Raw genomic sequence first — 17,783 nt, 5'->3', positions numbered from 1 at the left:
GTAATACCTCTTTCTTTTTCTTCTGGAGCATTATCAATTTGATCAAATGATTTTGCTTGACAATATCCTGCATCAGACAACACTTTAGTAATTGCTGCAGTTAATGTAGTTTTTCCGTGATCCACGTGCCCAATTGTTCCGATGTTTAAGTGGGGCTTGTTACGGTTAAAATTTTCTTTTGCCATTTTAATTAATTTTAAACTTAGTTATATATTTATTAGTGTTCAATATTCAATTTAATTTGAGCCAACTACGGGAATTGAACCCGTGACCTCTTCCTTACCAAGGAAGCACTCTACCCCTGAGCTAAGTCGGCTTGTGCCTAGTCCAGAAGTTAGACCTTAGAATTCAGAAAACCAAATTCCTATTTCTAAATTCCAATTTTTTGGATTACCGCCTTTCGATGACAATCCAGTTTGGATTACCAACCAAAGGTTGGTGATCCTGATAAGGCGTTGCCTTACCCAAGCTTTTGAAACACAATTTCATCAAAGCAAGCTTTATGAAATTTCTTATTCAAAATCTTGTGGGGAGAGCAGGATTCGAACCTGCGAAGTTCACACAGCAGATTTACAGTCTGCCCTCGTTGGCCGCTTGAGTATCTCCCCTAACCATATTTCAATAAAAAAAGAGCCGGCGGAGGGACTCGAACCCACGACCTGCTGATTACAAATCAGCTGCTCTAGCCAACTGAGCTACGCTGGCAATATCAATAAAAAAAGCCCGCTATTTCTAACGGACTGCAAATGTATATCTTTTTGTCTTTCAATCAAAACATTTTTTGAAAAAAATTATTTTAAATATGTGTTCTAATTTTTTCTTTTCTTTTAATCAATAATCGCTCTAAAGATTCTGCCGAAACCTCTATTGCTTCCTCAAAAGTTTTGCATTGCTTTTTTACCATAAAATCATCTCCCGGAACATGAATTTTAACCTCAACTACTTTATTTTCTTTATCACTTGTCTTTTCAACCTTCAAAAAAACGTCAGCCGAGACAACTTTATCATAAAATTTTTCAAGTTTACTCAATCTTTCTTGAATAAAATCCACTAGCTTTCTGTCAACAGTAAAGTTAACTGCATGAACACTTACCTTCATAATTAAATCTTTTATTAATTAAACATTTGGAATTACTTTTTATTTCTAGGATGAGCACTATTATAAACCTTTTGAAGCTCTGTCAAGCTATTGTGCGTGTAGACTTGTGTTGATGCTAGACTAGAATGTCCTAATAATTCCTTTACCGAATTTATGTCTGCCCCATTGTTTAGTAGATGAGTCGCAAATGTATGCCTTAATATATGTGGACTTTTTTTTACCTTCTCTGAGACATTACTAAAGTAATAATTTATTAGCCGATAAACAAACGAATCATTCAATTTAACGCCATTTGTTAACAGAAAAAAATAGTCGGCTTCTTTAACATCTTGTATACTTGACCTTTCAGACAAATATTTTTTTACCTGCTCTTCAATTATTGTTAAAATTGGAATAATTCTTTCTTTGTTTCTTTTTCCAATAACTTTGATTGTTTTATTTGATAAATCTACATTCTGGATTTTTAAATGTATTAGCTCCGTTCTACGAATTCCGGTTGTATAAAATAAATCAACAATTAATTTATCTCTTATACCTTCAAAACCTTCCTTATATTTTATTTGGTTTAAAACTAAATCAAGTTCTTTTTCCGAAAAGGGAATTTGAATTTTCTTTGGAGCTTTCAATGCTTTGTGTTTTACTAACGGACTTGCATCAATTTGCTTTGTTTTTAGCAAAAATTTATAAAACGATTTTAAGGATGATACTTTTCGATTAATCGAAGTATTTGAAATTCCATCATCTGAAAGTGAAACGATCCAAGAGCGGATCTGGTTGTAATTTACCCGAAGTAAGTTGTCATCCTCAAATTCATTGGATAAAAAAGATTCGAAAAAACCGATATCATTTATATAAGCGGTAACGGTATGTTGAGAATAATTCTTCTCTAACAATAGATAATCCTGGAAAGATTTAATATTATTCATCAGATAATTAAGATTGAGATTCGCTTGCGCTCTGTTCGCTTCGCTCGGGTGTCTTCGCTCCTCGCAATGACTTCCATAAAAAAACCGTTAGCATCAAAGTTATGAAACTTTAAGTACTAACGGTTAGTATATTTTTAGAAAATTAGGGACTAACTTTCTAATCCGTCTTTCATGTTCTGAATGTAAGCCGCTTTTTGAACTTGTGCTCTTCTAACAACTGAAGGTTTAATGAAAGCCTGACGCGAACGCAACTGACGAACAGTTCCAGTTTTATCAAATTTTCTTTTATAGCGCTTTAATGCTCTATCGATATTTTCTCCGTCTTTAATTGGTATAATTAACATAATATAGACACCTCCTCTCGTTAAGGGTGCAAAAGTAAACATTATTTTTAAAGAAAAAAGAAAAAAGAGTTAAAGAATAAAGAGCTTAAACAAAAAAGAGCCAAAAAACATCTTGTTTCTTGGCTCTTTTATCTATTTTCAATTCTCTATTTTCTCAAATCTATTTCACAGCTGGCTTATAATTTTGCTTATCAATAATCATTTTAGACAAAATCTCCCTAAGAATTTCTGAAGTTCCACCTCCTATTGGTCCTAAACGACTGTCTCTAAATAAACGAGCTAACGGATATTCTTCCATATAACCATAGCCTCCCAACATTTGCAAACAACTATAAATGGTTTCATCGGCCACTTTAGTAGATTTTAATTTAGCCATAGTAGCTTCCTTTACTACGTATTCTCCTTTATTTAATCGGGCAACAGCTGCATAATTAAATATTTTACAATGTTCTACGTCTGTGGCATGGTCTACCATTGTATGTCTTAACGCTTGAAATTTATCAATAGTTCTACCAAATGCTTCACGATTAGACATATAATCAATAGTATATTCTATAGCATACTCGGCTCTTGAATGGGCATTGATTGCCATGATTAATCGCTCTAAGGCGAAATGCTGCATGACATAAGGAAAACCTTTTCCTTCTTCTCCCATTAAGTTTTCTTCTGGAATTTCTACATTATCGAATGCAATTTCTGCAGTATCAGAAGCTCTCCAACCCAATTTATCGAGCTTTGTTGCCGAAACTCCTTTTAGATTAGTATCCATCAAAAACATACTGATTCCTTTATTACCCAGCTCCGGACTTGTTTTAGCAGCAACTACATAATAATCGGCATAAACACCATTTGTAATGAACGTTTTAGAACCGTTTATGATGTATTTATTTCCTTTTTTAATAGCTGTTGTTCTCATTCCCGCTACATCACTTCCTCCAAAAGGCTCAGTCAAACACAATGCTCCTATCTTATCTCCAGAAATACTTGGCGCTAAATACTCTTGTTTTATTCGTTCATCACCTTCGGCATTTAAATGAGTCATTGCTAAATAGGCGTGTGCCCAAATGGCTGCAGCAAAACCAGAAGATTTTATTTTTTGAAGTTCTTCTAATAAAATAACAGTATAAAATAAATCTAAATTCAAACCGCCATAAGATTCAGGGTAAGCTAAACCAAAGAAACCCATGTCACCAAATTTTTTCCAGATAAAGCGTTCAATTGATCCTGTTTTTTCCCATTTTTCAATATGAGGCACCACTTCTATCCGAAGAAAATCTTTTAAACTTTCTCTAAATAGTTCGTGTTCTTCTGTAAAGTATATTGAATTCATATAACTACCTTATTTTTTATGTCGTTTTTTTAGAATTCCAAATATAAGGCAATTATTTTGATTTTTTCAGCCGGAAATCCTTTAATTTTTGGCAAATCCTCAATCGTAATATCGCCATTCATAGTTCTGTAAATCACGATATCTTTCGCCAATTGGTATCTAAAAAAAGGGAACTGACTTAACTCTTTGACTGATGTATTATTGATATTAATCTTTTTGCTATTTGAAGTAGATTTAACAACAAAAGAGCTTTTCAATTTTTCAATAACTTCTGGTGACAAACCCCAAATATCATCTATTTGTTCCATAGAAACGAAAGCGCCATATTTTTCTTTTTGTTCCAGAATCCTATCCGAAATTTTATCGCCAATGCCATACACTTTCATCAAATCTTCTTTAGTGGCTTGGTTGATATCGAGAACGGAAATCTTTTCCGGTTTTAAAAAATCCTTTTTGGTGAATTGCTGAAAGTTGTTCTTCTTGTTTTTAACCCAATCCGGAAATTTGAAATAAGGAGAAATTGCCTTTAGCAAAGAATCAGAAACTTTTGTCACAGCTTGAAATTCGGCTACAGAATTGACAAACTTATTTTGTTTTCTAAAAGCGAGTAAGCGATCAATTTCTTCCACCGACATTCCGAGTTTGTATCCTTTGAAATCGGTTATGAAATTGGGATTGAATGGATAAATAGTTGGTTTGTAATTTTTAACATTAAGCTTTAAACTATCAACCGTGCTTTGAAGCGCTAACCATTTGGATTGTTCTTTGTCAATTGTTCCCTTTGTTGTAAAGTCACAGAAAAAGTAAATTCCCTGAACCAAAATGATAATTCCAAAAAACAATAGGATTCCAATTCGTTGACTTTTCGAATACGTTAAAATGAATTTTACTATTGAATCATTGTTTTCCACAGCTTACAAATCAAAAACAGAAGTTCGTTTACCGCGGATTAAATCTTTCAATCTAATCCAAAAAGCTAAAGTTAGATACACACCAAACCACAAACCTGCTGTCACAAAAGTGATGTAGATAAAAAACAAACGCACATTAGATGCTCGCATTCCAAGCTTATCAGCCAAACGGGAAGAAACATGGAAACCGTGTTTTTCGAAGAAATATTTTAACTGGATTACTGGTGACATTTGTTTTAATTTTTAGAGTAAATATACTAATTTGAACCACATAGAAACATAGTTGTTGTTTGTTTATACTTTTGAGTAATCATATCTATTTAAAATTAAATCTATGTTTCTATGTGGTATAAAAAATTACACTTTTAATAGCTGAATCCCAACAGCGCATTGCAAACATTTGCTTTGATTGCAATACTCATTTTTTAACTGTAACAACGATTGGGTTTCAAACGCATTCTTGGCTTTAATTCCGAAATTCGAAAATTTTTCTATAATTATATTTTTCTCGGCTGCAATTTCCCGAAGCAAATCCAATAAAGATTCCGACGCTTCTTTACCTTGGCTTTTGGCATAAGCAAACTGAATTGGAACGATGGTATTGATGATCAGCAAATCGATAAATGCCTTTGAAAACTGTTTTTTCTTCTTTGGACTTTCTTTATCAAACTGATAATGATTTTGCCAATAATTGGTTATCGTAATTTCAAAAAGCTGATGCAAGGCTGTAACTGTTTTAGCAACGATCATTTTCGAAAATAAATTTTGTTGCTTGTGATAAAGCATTGCCAATTGCGCCAAACGTATCGTCGGAAAATTATCGGGTCGATGCTTAAAAAACTGAACGGGTTCAATGACTATTTTTTTCAACTTATGCTTTTGAGAAATGTAGTCAAATCGTTTTTTTAACTCTTTAGTATAATTGTCCTCAGCATCAAGTGGAAATAAACCAGCGGTTCCAAAAAACAGGCTTTCTAAATTGGCAACTTCAGTACTTTCTTTTCTTATAATTGAAAACGGAATCGATTTGGCAATTTTCAAAAACGTTTCACCATTGGTATTCAAACCGAAATTCTTTGCTAGCATACAAAACAAAACTGCTTCCCAATTATTTTCAGTTTCCTGGAGCAATTGTTCAATCGGAATATATTTCCGTTCCAGTCTTTCAACAAACAATCGCTCTTGCCAATTAGCCAAAACAAAATTATCGATAGTTGCAATTTGACTTTCACAATAAATCCAAGATTTTGGAGATGCTAGTTCCTGATAATTTTCTAAATCTTTTTTCGATATATACTTTTTAAGCTCCAAAACCGGAATTTCGGAATTGTCTTTTCTAAAAACGGGTGTGTCGTGTTCCCAAACTACATGCAGAATTACGTTGTCATAATTCGTGTCTTTTTCATGATGATGCAAATACCAATCAGAAGATTTTATGTGAATCTCAACATTTCCTGCCCATTTTTGATTGCCTAAAACGATTTGAGCATTGAAAAAATCCGGTCCGCTTTGTTTCAGATAATTTCCACAATTGGTTATCGTCAGCGATTCTTCCGAAACTGTTGTTAAGTTAGAAAAATCAAACTTCTTATATTGCCATACATAATGAAGAAAATCTTCTTTCACGATTACTAATTTTGAACTAAAGTAAGAAAATTACTTTTATATTCAAAGTTTTTGTAATTAAAAAATTACTTTTTATTGTTTTCCTTGTTGTTAACGGAAATACATTTTAGTTTTGGTAATTTTGTAAATGACTAAAAAGAGAGTAAAAGAAAAAGAGTCAAGAAGTATAAATTCTTGACTCTTAACTAGTACCTATTGGCTAATGCCTCTAATTACTTAATCGAACTTATAATATCATGTTTCGTAATAATATGATGCTTGCCATTACCCAAATCAACTAAAACTGCTTGATTGTCTTTATTAATTAGTTTGGAAATTTCTTCAATTGGTGCATTGGCACTTACTATCGGATATGGTTTACCCATGATTTCACGAATTGGCTTCTCAGCAATATTTCTGTCTGCGACATAGCTTCTGAACAAATCGGTTTCATCCAAGCTTCCCACAAAACCTGTTGTATCAATTACCGGAATTTGAGAAATATTATATTTTTTCAAACGCTCAATAGCATGCGATACTAATTCTTCCGTACGAACGATTACTAATGGTTTGTCTTTATGGTCTTTGATAACGTCTTCAGCTTTGGTGATGTCTTCATCCAAAAATCCTCTTTCACGCATCCAATCGTCATTAAACATTTTGCCAACATAACGACTTCCTGAATCGTGGAATAAAACCACAACGACGTCGTCTTTAGTGAAATGTTCTTTTAATTGGTGTAAGCCTTTTACACATGCACCGGCAGAGTTTCCTACAAAAATCCCTTCTTCCAAAGCTATTCTCCTTGTGTAAACCGCAGCGTCTTTATCGGTTACTTTGGTAAATCCATCGATAATGGAAAAGTCAACATTTTTTGGGAGAATGTCTTCACCAATTCCTTCAGTAATGTATGAGTAGATTTCGTTCTCATCAAAAATTCCGGTTTCGTGGTATTTTTTAAAAACAGAACCATAGGTGTCAATTCCCCAAACTTTAATGTTTGGATTTTTCTCTTTTAAGTATTTTCCGATTCCTGAAATCGTTCCGCCTGTTCCTACTCCAACTACAAAATGGGTGACTTTTCCATCGGTTTGTTCCCAAATTTCAGGGCCAGTTTGTTCGTAATGCGCAATGGCATTTGATGGATTATCATATTGATTTACGTACCACGAATTTGGAATTTCGGTTCCTAATCTTTTGGATACAGAATAATAAGAACGTGGATCGGTTGGTTCCACATCGGTTGGACACACAATTACTTTAGCTCCAACGGCACGAAGAATATCCATTTTTTCTTTGGATTGCTTGTCGGTAATTACGAAAATACATTTGTATCCTTTTATAATGGCAGCAAGCGCTAAACCCATTCCAGTGTTTCCGGAGGTTCCTTCAATGATTGTTCCTCCGGGTTTTAATCTCCCGTCGGCTTCGGCATCTTCTACCATTTTAAGCGCCATTCTATCTTTGGTAGAATTTCCTGGATTGAAGGTTTCTACTTTGGCCAAAACCAAGGCATCAATTCCTTTGATAACTTTGTTAAGCTTAACTAATGGCGTGTTGCCGATAGTTCCTAATATGTTTTCTGCGTATGTCATTTTATAAGAGAATAGAATATAGAGTAAAGAAAATAGATTGATAATTATTAAGCAAATGTAGTGCTATTTAAAACGTTTCCAAAAATTCAAATGGTTAATTAACTAACCCTGATTGAAGAGGAAATCCTTTTATAGTTTATAAAAAGCACTTCTCCCGAAACTTCGGGAGCGCTCAGTGTGACAAACTATAAAAGATTGAAACGTAAAGCAGGAACTGCGCCGACTGATAAAGCCCAAACCTTTCGTTCTTGAACTTTTTACTGAAAGAAATTCCAAACCAAACCAAATCGGATCATGAAATCACGATACGGATAATTAGGTGCTGTGTAGAAATTGTTTCCTGTCATTTTGGAGTTGAGATGTTCTAACTTAAAAAAGATTCTGGTCTGGCGAATTCTGGCATTGACGAAAAAGTCTATCATTGGGAAATCGCCAACTTTTCTTTGATCTTGCACAAACGCTTCGGTAGTTATCGGATTGTAATCGTTGATATAATATTTGGTGAAATAATTCAACGTAAAACCGGTTTGCAGATACAAGGCTTTTTTGAAATAATAATTAGTAAAGTAAAGTGAATTTCTGGTCACGATTTTTGGCACATTCAAAACATCATCTTCTTGGTCAACTTGCTGATACAATATCGTATTGTCTAAAGCCAATTTCCACCATTTGAACTCACGGCTCACTTTTACCGACAAATAATTAATGGCTTTGTCGTATTGTTTTGGCGATATAATTTGCTGTTGTGGATCGGTTGCATCGTTACTAAAATACAAATGGTCTTTAATAGAACTTATTTGCAACGAAGCATCAAGCCATTGGGTTTTGGCCGTAGCTTCGATATTATTTATTTTTTCATTTTTGAAATCGTTATACCAATTGTATCCTACATAACTACTTTGATATAAATTATAAATATGATCCGGAATTTTATTCACCATTTGGTATTGAAAAACAAACTCATTTTTGTCGTTAAGTTTGTAATTCAGTTTGGCATCAAAATTTGACATCGGTTGTTTTGTAATTGAATTGGAATAGGAAAACGTTCCGTTCCATTTGTTTTTTCTGTAGTCATATTGCCCGCCAATGGTATTGATTTCGTTGCTTAAAGCACTTGGAATTATACCAGAATCTAAAATCAATATTTTATCATAGTAATAATTAAAGCGGAAGTCTTCGACGAAGAATTGGAATTTTCCAAGCAGTGAATTTTCATAAATAGCGCCAACTTTATTATACATTCTGTTATAACGCGTGTGGTCGTTTATATTTGATGTAACATAAGAATCTCCAAAACGATTGAAAGTAGTACTTCCAACAGTTGATGACACCGTTTTTTGATTGTATTCAAAAAATTTATTTTCGTAATTGAATTGGTGCGTTATGTATAAATTGTTGTCGCCTTTTTGGCCATTAATTCTGAAATTATGATCAAAGAAAGTCCTTTTTCCTTTCATAAATGTTTTGGCGTCTTTTAAATATACTTCAAGTCGGGCGCGATTTGTAAACGCTCCGTCTTCGCTTTCAAAATCTTCAATGGTTGTAATTCCACCATTTTCTCCATTAAGGAAATCTTGTCCGGTGAAATGGAAATTCAGATAATATCTTTTGTTTAACGTATTATAGCTAGAAGTAAACCTAAAATTTCCTGTGCTTGAAAGTTGGTTGATGTATTTCCCCAAAGAGCGCAACCCTTTGAAGGCAACAGACATATTAAATCGTTCGGAAGTATTTACGGTAATAAAGGCATCAACCGATTGTCCTTGTTCCATTACAGTTTTGAAATACAACTCGGTAACCGGTGTTGCAACAGAATAGTATTTAATATCCTTAACGCCAAGATAATTAAACTGTTTTCCAGAGAAGCCAATTTCGGGAAAAGAATTGAAATCTTTCAATCCGAAATCAAGAACTGTATAGGTTTGTCCTTCGTTAGCAAAAGGCAAAAGTCCAAAAATGTCTTTTCGTAAATAGTTGTGTTCGTATTCTTTTTTGATGGTTAAAGAAGTGTCAACATAGGTAGTATCTCTTTGCAAAGTGATAATCCTGTATTGGTCGTAGGTACCTTTCTTAACAACTTCTATTTTATTATTCCTTTTAGAATTAATAGAATCATTAGCTGACCCACCATTCATTTGCAAATTTCTACCTTGAGAAAAAACAGTAATTGAAAAAAGAAAAAAACTATACAAAAAAAAATTTCTCATTACGCTTGCTATACTTGACAAATGTAATGAGAAATTAAGGACAATAAAACGAATCAAAAGTAAAAGATTATTTTTTCACAATCTTTTCGACGAAACTACCATTTTCAGTAATTAAATTTAACATATATACTCCTTTTATTAACGAAAAGGTATCAATAGTAAAACTGTTTTGATTCGTCAAATTTTCTGATTTTATTAATCTACCTTGAATGTCGTATATCTCATATTTGGTAATATTATTAGCGTTATTAACATGTAACAAATCACTAACAGGGTTAGGGTAAACTAAAATTTGTTCTCTTGCAAGATCATTATTAGAAAGATTTTGTTGATCAAAACCTGTAATTATCAAGCTGTAATTTTGGGATCCTCCTTGTAAAGTTCCTTTGTGTGTAACTTGGATAGTGTACGTACCTGTAGCATTTTCAACTTCAACTTTCTCTACGTTGTCTACCGTGTTATCCCCTTTAATAGCAGGTGTATAAATTGAATTTAAATCAAGCTTCCATGGAAAAGAAATTTCAGTGTCTTTTGTTATTCTCAAATCCAAATCATTAATTAAAGCAGGAGTCGGTGAATTCAATTGGTTATTTTTAGGAACACCAGGAATATCTGTCCAACATATAGTTGCTTTTAATGTTTGAGGTGTTGCAACAGTAACCTGAACAGAATGAGTACTACTTTGAGTGATGTTTAATTCATTAATAATAGCGATAGGTGTTGCACTATTAGCATTAGTGATTGCTAATGCTGCATCACGAGTATTTAATAAACCCCATCCAAAACGAATATCTGGACCAATTGAGTTTGAATCATCAAAAGCGGTATGACAAACCAATCCTTTTAAGGTAGCCGATTTCATAAAAGAAGCATGTAAATTATTATAATGCTGTTGTAATAAAATTAGAGAACCCGATACACTAGGGGATGCCATAGATGTACCAGATAAAGTAGCATAACTTGTGGTGGTTTCATTGCTTGAAGAATAAAGATTTGTTCCATCTGCTGCTATATCCGGTTTAATTCTACCATCATCAGAAGGTCCTTGGCTACTTGAACTATTAATTGCCAAATTAGTCAAGGCTCCCGAAAATTGATTAACTGTTGGATTAGCATTGGCAATAACTAAATTATTTTTACTGTTTTTTTCTCCTGTTAATTTATCTATTCCTGGATATAAGCCATTTGAATAAGTATCTGTGCCAGCATTTCCTGCAGAAGTCACCATAAGATAGTATGGTAACGTATAAGAAATTTGATCCCATTGATTAGCATCAGTATTGTAACAACCCATGAACCAATCACCCACCTGCTGTTCGCCATTATCATTAAAAATAGGGACACCGTAGGAATGATTAGAAATTAACAAACCAAAATTAGACGCTTCACTAGAAACTTCAGACGCATCATTTGTCCAATCATAAGAAGCTAAATTAACTTGATACGCCATTCCTCTTGCACTTGAGGCAACACCCTTTGCGCCAACTGTACCTACAACATGTGTTGCATGCTGATCCGCAGCGGGTATGGGAGCCGCAGTATCTGGGGTAGTTACTCTAGAAACTGAACCATTCATAAACTCTACATGATTTTTTAAGGCATAACCGCCATCCCAAATACCAACTTTCATTCCTAGTCCGGTAAGACTTAAACCTAAATTACCACCTGGATAAAGAGTATTGGTTTTGGAAGCAAAAGCACTTAATCTATTATCTGTTGCTGTATAAACAGGTTTATTATCAATTACATCAATTAATAAATATTTTGTTCCATTTGCAAGATATTCTCTCTTCTCGGCAATATGAGAATCTAAATAACTTTTTATCTTTTGATCACGAAAGGTTTTTAAACTTAAAATATTTTCATTTAATTGATTAAGTTTATTTATATCATATTCTTTTTTAATTAAATCTATTTCTGCTTTAGTTTGAGAAAAACAAGAGATAGTGGATATTAAAAAAAACAAAATTGTCTTTTTCATAGAGTGTGTAATTTATATTTATAGAAATTAATTTTTTTCAAAAGTAGAAAAAAAAGTGTCAATAACAGGGTTGATTAAATAAAAAAACCGAAACGTAAAGTCTCGGTTTTTTATGAAAAAAATTTTATTTATGGAAGTGTAAAAGTGGTCTCTTGAAAGAAACCAAAATCTCCAGAACCTGAAGCTAATACTGTGTCTCCTAATTTAACAGAATAGTTACCCGAAACAGAAGCACTTGTATACATACCATCACCGTAATCATCATAAATTGCAAAAGTATATTGTCCACCTGGTAAACAGAAATTGGTTGTAAAAGTACTACGGTCAGCAAAACCTAATGCAGCATATCCAGTTATAGCATCACCTGCAGCATTAAAACCACCTGAAGCAACTAAATCCATTGCAGAGTCACGAAGTTCCCATGCAGTTTCTTCTGGGTAATTATCAAAAGTAATACTTAAAATTACTTTATTAAAATCACACGTTTCTTCGATAGTATAAACTATTTGGTTAGTTCTTACAACAGTAACATCAGGATATGCTCCTAAAGCGGAGCCAGGAGGTAATACTGCAGTATATCCAGTCACAGCTTGATTAACACCGGGAAGTTGCTCCAAACCAACTTTAAGTGTCTTACCAGAACCTAAATTTGTACCTATAATTTCAACTTGAAAAACTCCAACTTTTTCTCCAGCAGGAATAGTAACTGTAGCAGGCACAGTATAGTAACTTGCATTATGTGTACTAGTTGGGTCTACAACAAGAGCAAAAGTCCTGTCAACATCAGATACATTAGTAGCATAAACCTTAGAATCAACCGTTACAGTTCCATTTTGAGGTATACCAACATATTTTGAAGGCTCCATACCTACATAATCCTTAAGAGAACTACCTGTAGCTACATCCTCTTCACAACTAACAAATGCTAAAGTAAGCATTATAAAAGCCGTATATATAAACTTAAATTTTAAAAATTTCATAATATTTTATTTTACGAATTAGTAATTAATTTTGTGTCGTGATGCTAGGATTATTATTTATCTCAGTTTGAGGAATCTGGAAAGACATCTCATCAATACTGTATAAGAAAGATTGACCTGCACGGAATACATGATTAGTACCTCTTGTAACAGTAGCCTGATTACGTTTTAAGGCTAAATAAGTTTTACCTTCACCCCACATTTCAATTCTGGTATTTAAGTAGATAGCATCTTTCAAAGCTTGACCACTTAGAGGATCTACATAGGCATCTGCAGCTGCAGCACCACCAGCGAAACGGATAGTTAGAAGCGCTTTTAATCTGTTTTTAGCAGTAGCTTCATCCCCAGTTTTTGCAGAAGCTTCAGCACTTAGTAAATAAAACTCCTCTATACGCATAAGTATAAGGTCTGTAGTAATTGTTTGTTGACCACCTGCTGTTCTTGCTGGATCAAAAAACTTATTAATTGGCATTCTATTAGTAGTACCTGTAGTTCCAAATTGAGTTCTTCTAATATCCCCTGTTGGTATACCTGCCAATAAATTAGTGTCAATAGATTTTCTATCTCCAGCCCAAGCATAACTATAGGTAAAATAATCAATTTGTCCCCACCAGTCAAGTAATTGATGACCCAAATCAGTAGTAAGATCATAACCCCACATCCATGAAGCAGTATTTACATCATTAAACCCAGATCCTGCACCTGGGAATGCAAGCTGACCTCTTGTAGTCAAAGGATAACCACTATTATTAACAATATCATCAGCTAAAACTTTAGCTTGTGCATTATTACCCATAGCAGCATAAGTATACGCTAATAAACCTTTTGCAATGTATTTATCCATTTTATCTTTTGAAGGTCTAGAATAGTCATCTAACAATGTAATAGATTGAGTTAAATCACTAATAATCAAATCATAAATTTGAGAAGCAGGAACTTTTGCAGGGTTTGTAATTACACCATCATAGTATGGCAAAATTTCTTGCGCAGGATCATAACTTCTTTGGAATACTTGTGCTAAGTAAAAATAAGCGTAAGCTCTGTATGCTTTAGCTTGACCAAGAGAGTGACGAGCTGAAGCAGTAGTAGGATTAGCATCATTACCACCTAAAGAAAGGATAACAGTATTTGCTATACTTACAACTTTATAATAATATTCCCAAATAATTCTATTTTCTGCACGTGTAAAATCAACAGTAGCTACTAAATTGGATGTATTTTGATACCATCCATAAGTGTTTGATGACAGAGCCATATCGCTAGATAAAATATCTAAAAAAATATCCACCCCTTTTTGTCCCAAATCATAATGCTGTGTACCGGTAACACCTGTAGGTTGAATTATAAAACTACCAATACCATTTAGAGTTCCATCAACAAGAGCTGGATTAACTCCAGAATATTGAGCAACATCTTCAGTGGTAATAACGCTTGTATCTCTTACCGGATTTAGAAAATCCTCGCTACACCCTGCAGAGAGCAGGGAAATAGCTATAACCGAATAAATTAAACTTTTTTTCATATTTATTTTTTTTTAAAATTCTATTTTTGTACCAAAACTAAACGTAGTCATTGGCATATATATACCTGAATTAGATGTACCAATTAAAGTTGTAGGATTTAAACCATTTCTACTACTAAACATCATTAAATTATCACCAGAAGCATACAAACTCAATTTAGAAATTTTTAATTTACTAATAAATTGTTCAGGCATACTATATCCAATTCTAAGATTGTTTAATGATAAAAAATCTGCTTTTGCCAAGAAACGAGTTGAAGTCGAATTGTAATTAACATCTGAAGCAAAACCAGAACTTAATCTAGGAACATTTGTTACATCACCTGGCTGCTGCCATGCATTCAATATGTCATTATGCCAGTTGTTAGCACCAATTAAATCACTATTATCCATTAATGTTTGATAACCCGAATCAAAAACGTAACCACCAACACTATAGCTAAACTGAGCTGTTAAATCAAAGTTTTTGTATTCTGCATTAAGACGGAAAGCACCTCTAACTTTTGGAATAGCTGATTTACCAACATACTTTTGAGTAGCATTTGCATAATTAGTTGTTGTAGTCTTTTGAATATTTGCATCTGGATTATCAGCTAAATAAAGAGTCATACTGTTTATACCTTGATCTCCAGCATTAAAAACACCATCATTATTTATATCATTATAATATAAGTTCCACAAACCAGCACCATTAGCAGGATCTACACCAGCCCATTCACGCATATACCAATCGTAAAGAGAACTTCCTTGACTATACTGACCATCTAAAACTCTAACTTGTCCAGAGAATGGATTTGTTGGCATTGAAGTTATTTGATTTTTCAAAATCTCCCCATTAACTCCTAAAGTCAAAGCAAAATCACCTGAAGCTTTAGCTTTAAAAATGTGAGCTGCAATGTCAAATTCTATACCACTATTAAGTAATTCTCCGGAATTAATTGGTAGCGTATTGAATCCACTAGAAGGCGGTAAAGACTGATTGAAAAATAAATTAACCGTATTCTTAACATAATAATCCAAATCAACATCTAAAGTATTATTAAAAAAAGAACTTTCTATACCAAACTGGGTAATTCTTGAAGTTTCCCATGTTAAATCAGGATTAGCAAGAGTGGAACTTGGTGGAAAAGAATAAGACCCATCTACGGTTTGTTCAATCCCAGATATTTGCCAGCCATATTGTAAACTTGTACCTTGATCACCAATTATACCATAACTTGCTTTCAATTTCAAGAAATCAACAAACGATAATTTTGACATGAAATTTTCTTTTGAAACAATCCAGCCAAGACCAACAGAACCAAAAGTACCCCATTTATTATTTATAAAACGTGAAGATCCATCACGTCTAACAGAAGCAGTTAGATAATATTTTTTTGCAAAATCATAATTTAATTGAGCAAAATAACTATCTAAAGTATACGATTGTGAAAATGATCTAGCAGGACCAAGTGCATTTGGCTCCGTATATTGATTCAAATCCAATGTATTAGGCAAAATACTATGTGATGCCGAGGCACTAAATTCTTTATATTTCCATTCCGTAGATTCGTGTGCTCCAAAAATTTCTAAACTATTTTTACCAAATGTTTTATTATAACGTAACAACTGCAAGAAATTTTGATTAGTTGTTTTATTAACATTTACAGATAATAAGCCATATGCTGCAGCCCAACCACCATAATAAGGATTGTTTCTATCTGCTCCATCATAATTTTGATATTGTCCGCTGTAACGGGATTCGAAAGTTAAATTTTTTGTAAAATCAACTGCAATATTAAAGTTACCTAATAGCGTAGTTCCTAAATTTTGAGACAAATCATATTTAGCATCTGCTATACCATTAGTACCATTCCAAGATCTTCTGTTATAAGGACTATTACCATAATCAAATTGCGAACCACCAAAAATAGGATCAGCAACTAACACACCATTTGTATCTCTCAAATAGACATCATAAATAGCAGGAGTAGTACTTGTTAAAGCAAAAATATTTCCAGAAGAACCGGCAGAACCTTCATCACTTGATGAATTAGTGTATTTTGCTCCTGTATAAGCCATATTTCCACCTATTTTTAACCAGTCTTTAGCTTTATGCTCTAAATTTAGACGAGTAGTATAACGCGTATAATTCGATTTAATTGTGTATCCTTGGTCATCTAAATATCCAAAAGATAAAGCAAAGCGAGTTTTATCATTACCTCCACTAAATTGTACATCCGCTTCGCTTCTATACCCAGTACCAAATGCTGCGTCTGCCCAACTAGTAGGATTATATCTTCTATTTACTCCACTTGCTATCTTCCCAGTAGCTGGGTCAATAAGTACTGAACCATCAACATCCCAAATATTATAATTACTATCAATACCCTCAGTTGTACCATACAAATTAGCACTTGCCCATGCAGAAGGGTTTGGCTGTCCTAGTAAAACACCTTTTGTACGAAGCGAACTCCAAGCTGTTTCAATATACTGCTCTGGCGAACTAATTACATCATATGTTGGCAACGACAATGTGTTTATACTTGTTCTTAAGTCAACAGACACTACTGATTTACCGTTCTTACCTTGTTTAGTATTAATTAAAATAACGCCATTAGCTCCTCTTGAACCATATATTGAGGTAGCTGCAGCATCTTTCAAAACTGTCATTGACTCGATATCGGCAGGATTAATTGAAGTAAGATCACTAGTGTAAGGAGCACCATCAACAATATACAAAGGAGAACGATTTCCATTAACGGAACCAAATCCACGAATACGAATTGTCGCATCGCTACCTGGAGCTCCTGAACCCGTAATAACATTAACCCCTGCTACCTCACCACGCAATGCTTGAGAAACATTAGAAACAGTTTTTGCTTCGATATTTTCAAGATTAACTTTAGCAGCCGTACCTGTAAAAGCCTCCTTTGTAGTCTTACCATAACCTAAAACTACAACCTCCTGCAACTCTACACCTTCACTTAAAAGAATTTTGTAACTATTGGCTGCGCCAACTGTTACTGTTTTTTTACTGTAACCAGTAAAAGACGTTTCTAAAACATCACCAACTTTCGTCTTTATGGTAAATTTACCATCAAAATCTGTTTGTGTGCTATTTGCTGTTCCTTTAACAACAACATTAGCACCTGGTAAAGGTCCAGTTTTATCTGAAACAACACCTGTTACAGTTTTCTCTTGTGCAAACGAAAACTGCATTGATAACGCCAATAATAGCGTAAAAATCCATTTGAACTTCGATCTCATATTAATTTTATTTGAGTTAGTTATTCTGCAAACT

Annotated in this window: 14 protein-coding genes and 3 tRNA genes; all 17 read right to left on the bottom strand. The window is 33.6% G+C overall.

Going from position 1 to position 17,783, the window contains the following annotated elements:
• Positions 1 to 185, bottom strand: a 185-nt coding sequence (locus tag RMN97_RS06235) for a GTP-binding protein (protein ID WP_309613658.1), incomplete at its 3' end; no start/stop codon positions are given.
• 59 nt (positions 186 to 244) lie between these two features.
• A tRNA-Thr gene (locus RMN97_RS06230) sits at positions 245 to 316 on the bottom strand.
• A gap of 211 nt (positions 317 to 527) precedes the next feature.
• Positions 528 to 608 (bottom strand) — tRNA-Tyr (locus RMN97_RS06225).
• A gap of 23 nt (positions 609 to 631) precedes the next feature.
• Positions 632 to 705: transfer RNA gene (locus RMN97_RS06220), tRNA-Thr, on the bottom strand.
• A gap of 91 nt (positions 706 to 796) precedes the next feature.
• Complete coding sequence (gene hpf, locus RMN97_RS06215) at positions 797 to 1,099, bottom strand: ribosome hibernation-promoting factor, HPF/YfiA family (RefSeq protein WP_309613657.1); 303 nt, start codon at positions 1,097 to 1,099, stop codon at positions 797 to 799.
• 32 nt (positions 1,100 to 1,131) lie between these two features.
• Positions 1,132 to 2,028: a tyrosine-type recombinase/integrase gene (locus tag RMN97_RS06210; protein WP_309613659.1), complete on the bottom strand. Its 897-nt coding sequence runs from the start codon at positions 2,026 to 2,028 to the stop codon at positions 1,132 to 1,134.
• Positions 2,029 to 2,174: 146 nt separating this feature from the next.
• A complete protein-coding gene (gene rpsU, locus RMN97_RS06205) occupies positions 2,175 to 2,369 on the bottom strand; it encodes a 30S ribosomal protein S21 (protein ID WP_136150610.1) in 195 nt (64 codons plus the stop codon).
• Positions 2,370 to 2,529: 160 nt separating this feature from the next.
• Complete coding sequence (locus RMN97_RS06200; RefSeq protein WP_309613656.1) at positions 2,530 to 3,699, bottom strand: acyl-CoA dehydrogenase family protein; 1,170 nt, start codon at positions 3,697 to 3,699, stop codon at positions 2,530 to 2,532.
• A 29-nt stretch (positions 3,700 to 3,728) separates the two neighbouring features.
• Positions 3,729 to 4,610, bottom strand: a complete 882-nt coding sequence (locus RMN97_RS06195) for a helix-hairpin-helix domain-containing protein (protein ID WP_309613655.1) — start codon at positions 4,608 to 4,610, stop codon at positions 3,729 to 3,731.
• A 3-nt stretch (positions 4,611 to 4,613) separates the two neighbouring features.
• A complete protein-coding gene (locus RMN97_RS06190; protein WP_264522332.1) occupies positions 4,614 to 4,841 on the bottom strand; it encodes a PspC domain-containing protein in 228 nt (75 codons plus the stop codon).
• Between the two features lie 126 nt (positions 4,842 to 4,967).
• On the bottom strand, positions 4,968 to 6,236 hold the full coding sequence (locus RMN97_RS06185; RefSeq protein WP_309613654.1) for a DUF2851 family protein: 1,269 nt from the start codon (positions 6,234 to 6,236) through the stop codon (positions 4,968 to 4,970).
• A 212-nt stretch (positions 6,237 to 6,448) separates the two neighbouring features.
• Complete coding sequence (locus RMN97_RS06180; protein ID WP_309613653.1) at positions 6,449 to 7,810, bottom strand: pyridoxal-phosphate dependent enzyme; 1,362 nt, start codon at positions 7,808 to 7,810, stop codon at positions 6,449 to 6,451.
• A gap of 257 nt (positions 7,811 to 8,067) precedes the next feature.
• The gene (locus tag RMN97_RS06175) at positions 8,068 to 9,945 is read right to left on the bottom strand and encodes a putative porin (RefSeq protein ID WP_309613652.1); all 1,878 of its coding nucleotides are present in this window, start codon (positions 9,943 to 9,945) and stop codon (positions 8,068 to 8,070) included.
• A 139-nt stretch (positions 9,946 to 10,084) separates the two neighbouring features.
• A complete protein-coding gene (locus RMN97_RS06170; protein ID WP_309613651.1) occupies positions 10,085 to 11,998 on the bottom strand; it encodes a S8 family serine peptidase in 1,914 nt (637 codons plus the stop codon).
• A 128-nt stretch (positions 11,999 to 12,126) separates the two neighbouring features.
• On the bottom strand, positions 12,127 to 12,978 hold the full coding sequence (locus tag RMN97_RS06165) for a hypothetical protein (RefSeq protein WP_309613650.1): 852 nt from the start codon (positions 12,976 to 12,978) through the stop codon (positions 12,127 to 12,129).
• A 25-nt stretch (positions 12,979 to 13,003) separates the two neighbouring features.
• Positions 13,004 to 14,500 carry a RagB/SusD family nutrient uptake outer membrane protein gene (locus RMN97_RS06160; protein WP_309613649.1) on the bottom strand — a complete coding sequence of 499 codons (1,497 nt, stop codon included), beginning with the start codon at positions 14,498 to 14,500 and terminating at the stop codon, positions 13,004 to 13,006.
• A 12-nt stretch (positions 14,501 to 14,512) separates the two neighbouring features.
• Positions 14,513 to 17,749, bottom strand: coding sequence for a SusC/RagA family TonB-linked outer membrane protein (locus tag RMN97_RS06155; RefSeq protein ID WP_309613648.1), 3,237 nt, complete (start codon positions 17,747 to 17,749; stop codon positions 14,513 to 14,515).
• Positions 17,750 to 17,783: the final 34 nt, after the last annotated feature.

Source organism: Flavobacterium sp., from assembly GCF_031381455.1.
Taxonomy (GTDB): Bacteria; Bacteroidota; Bacteroidia; order Flavobacteriales; family Flavobacteriaceae; genus Flavobacterium.
The sequence above is the reverse complement of the archived record's forward strand: the minus strand, read 5'-3'. Positions and strand labels throughout refer to the sequence as shown.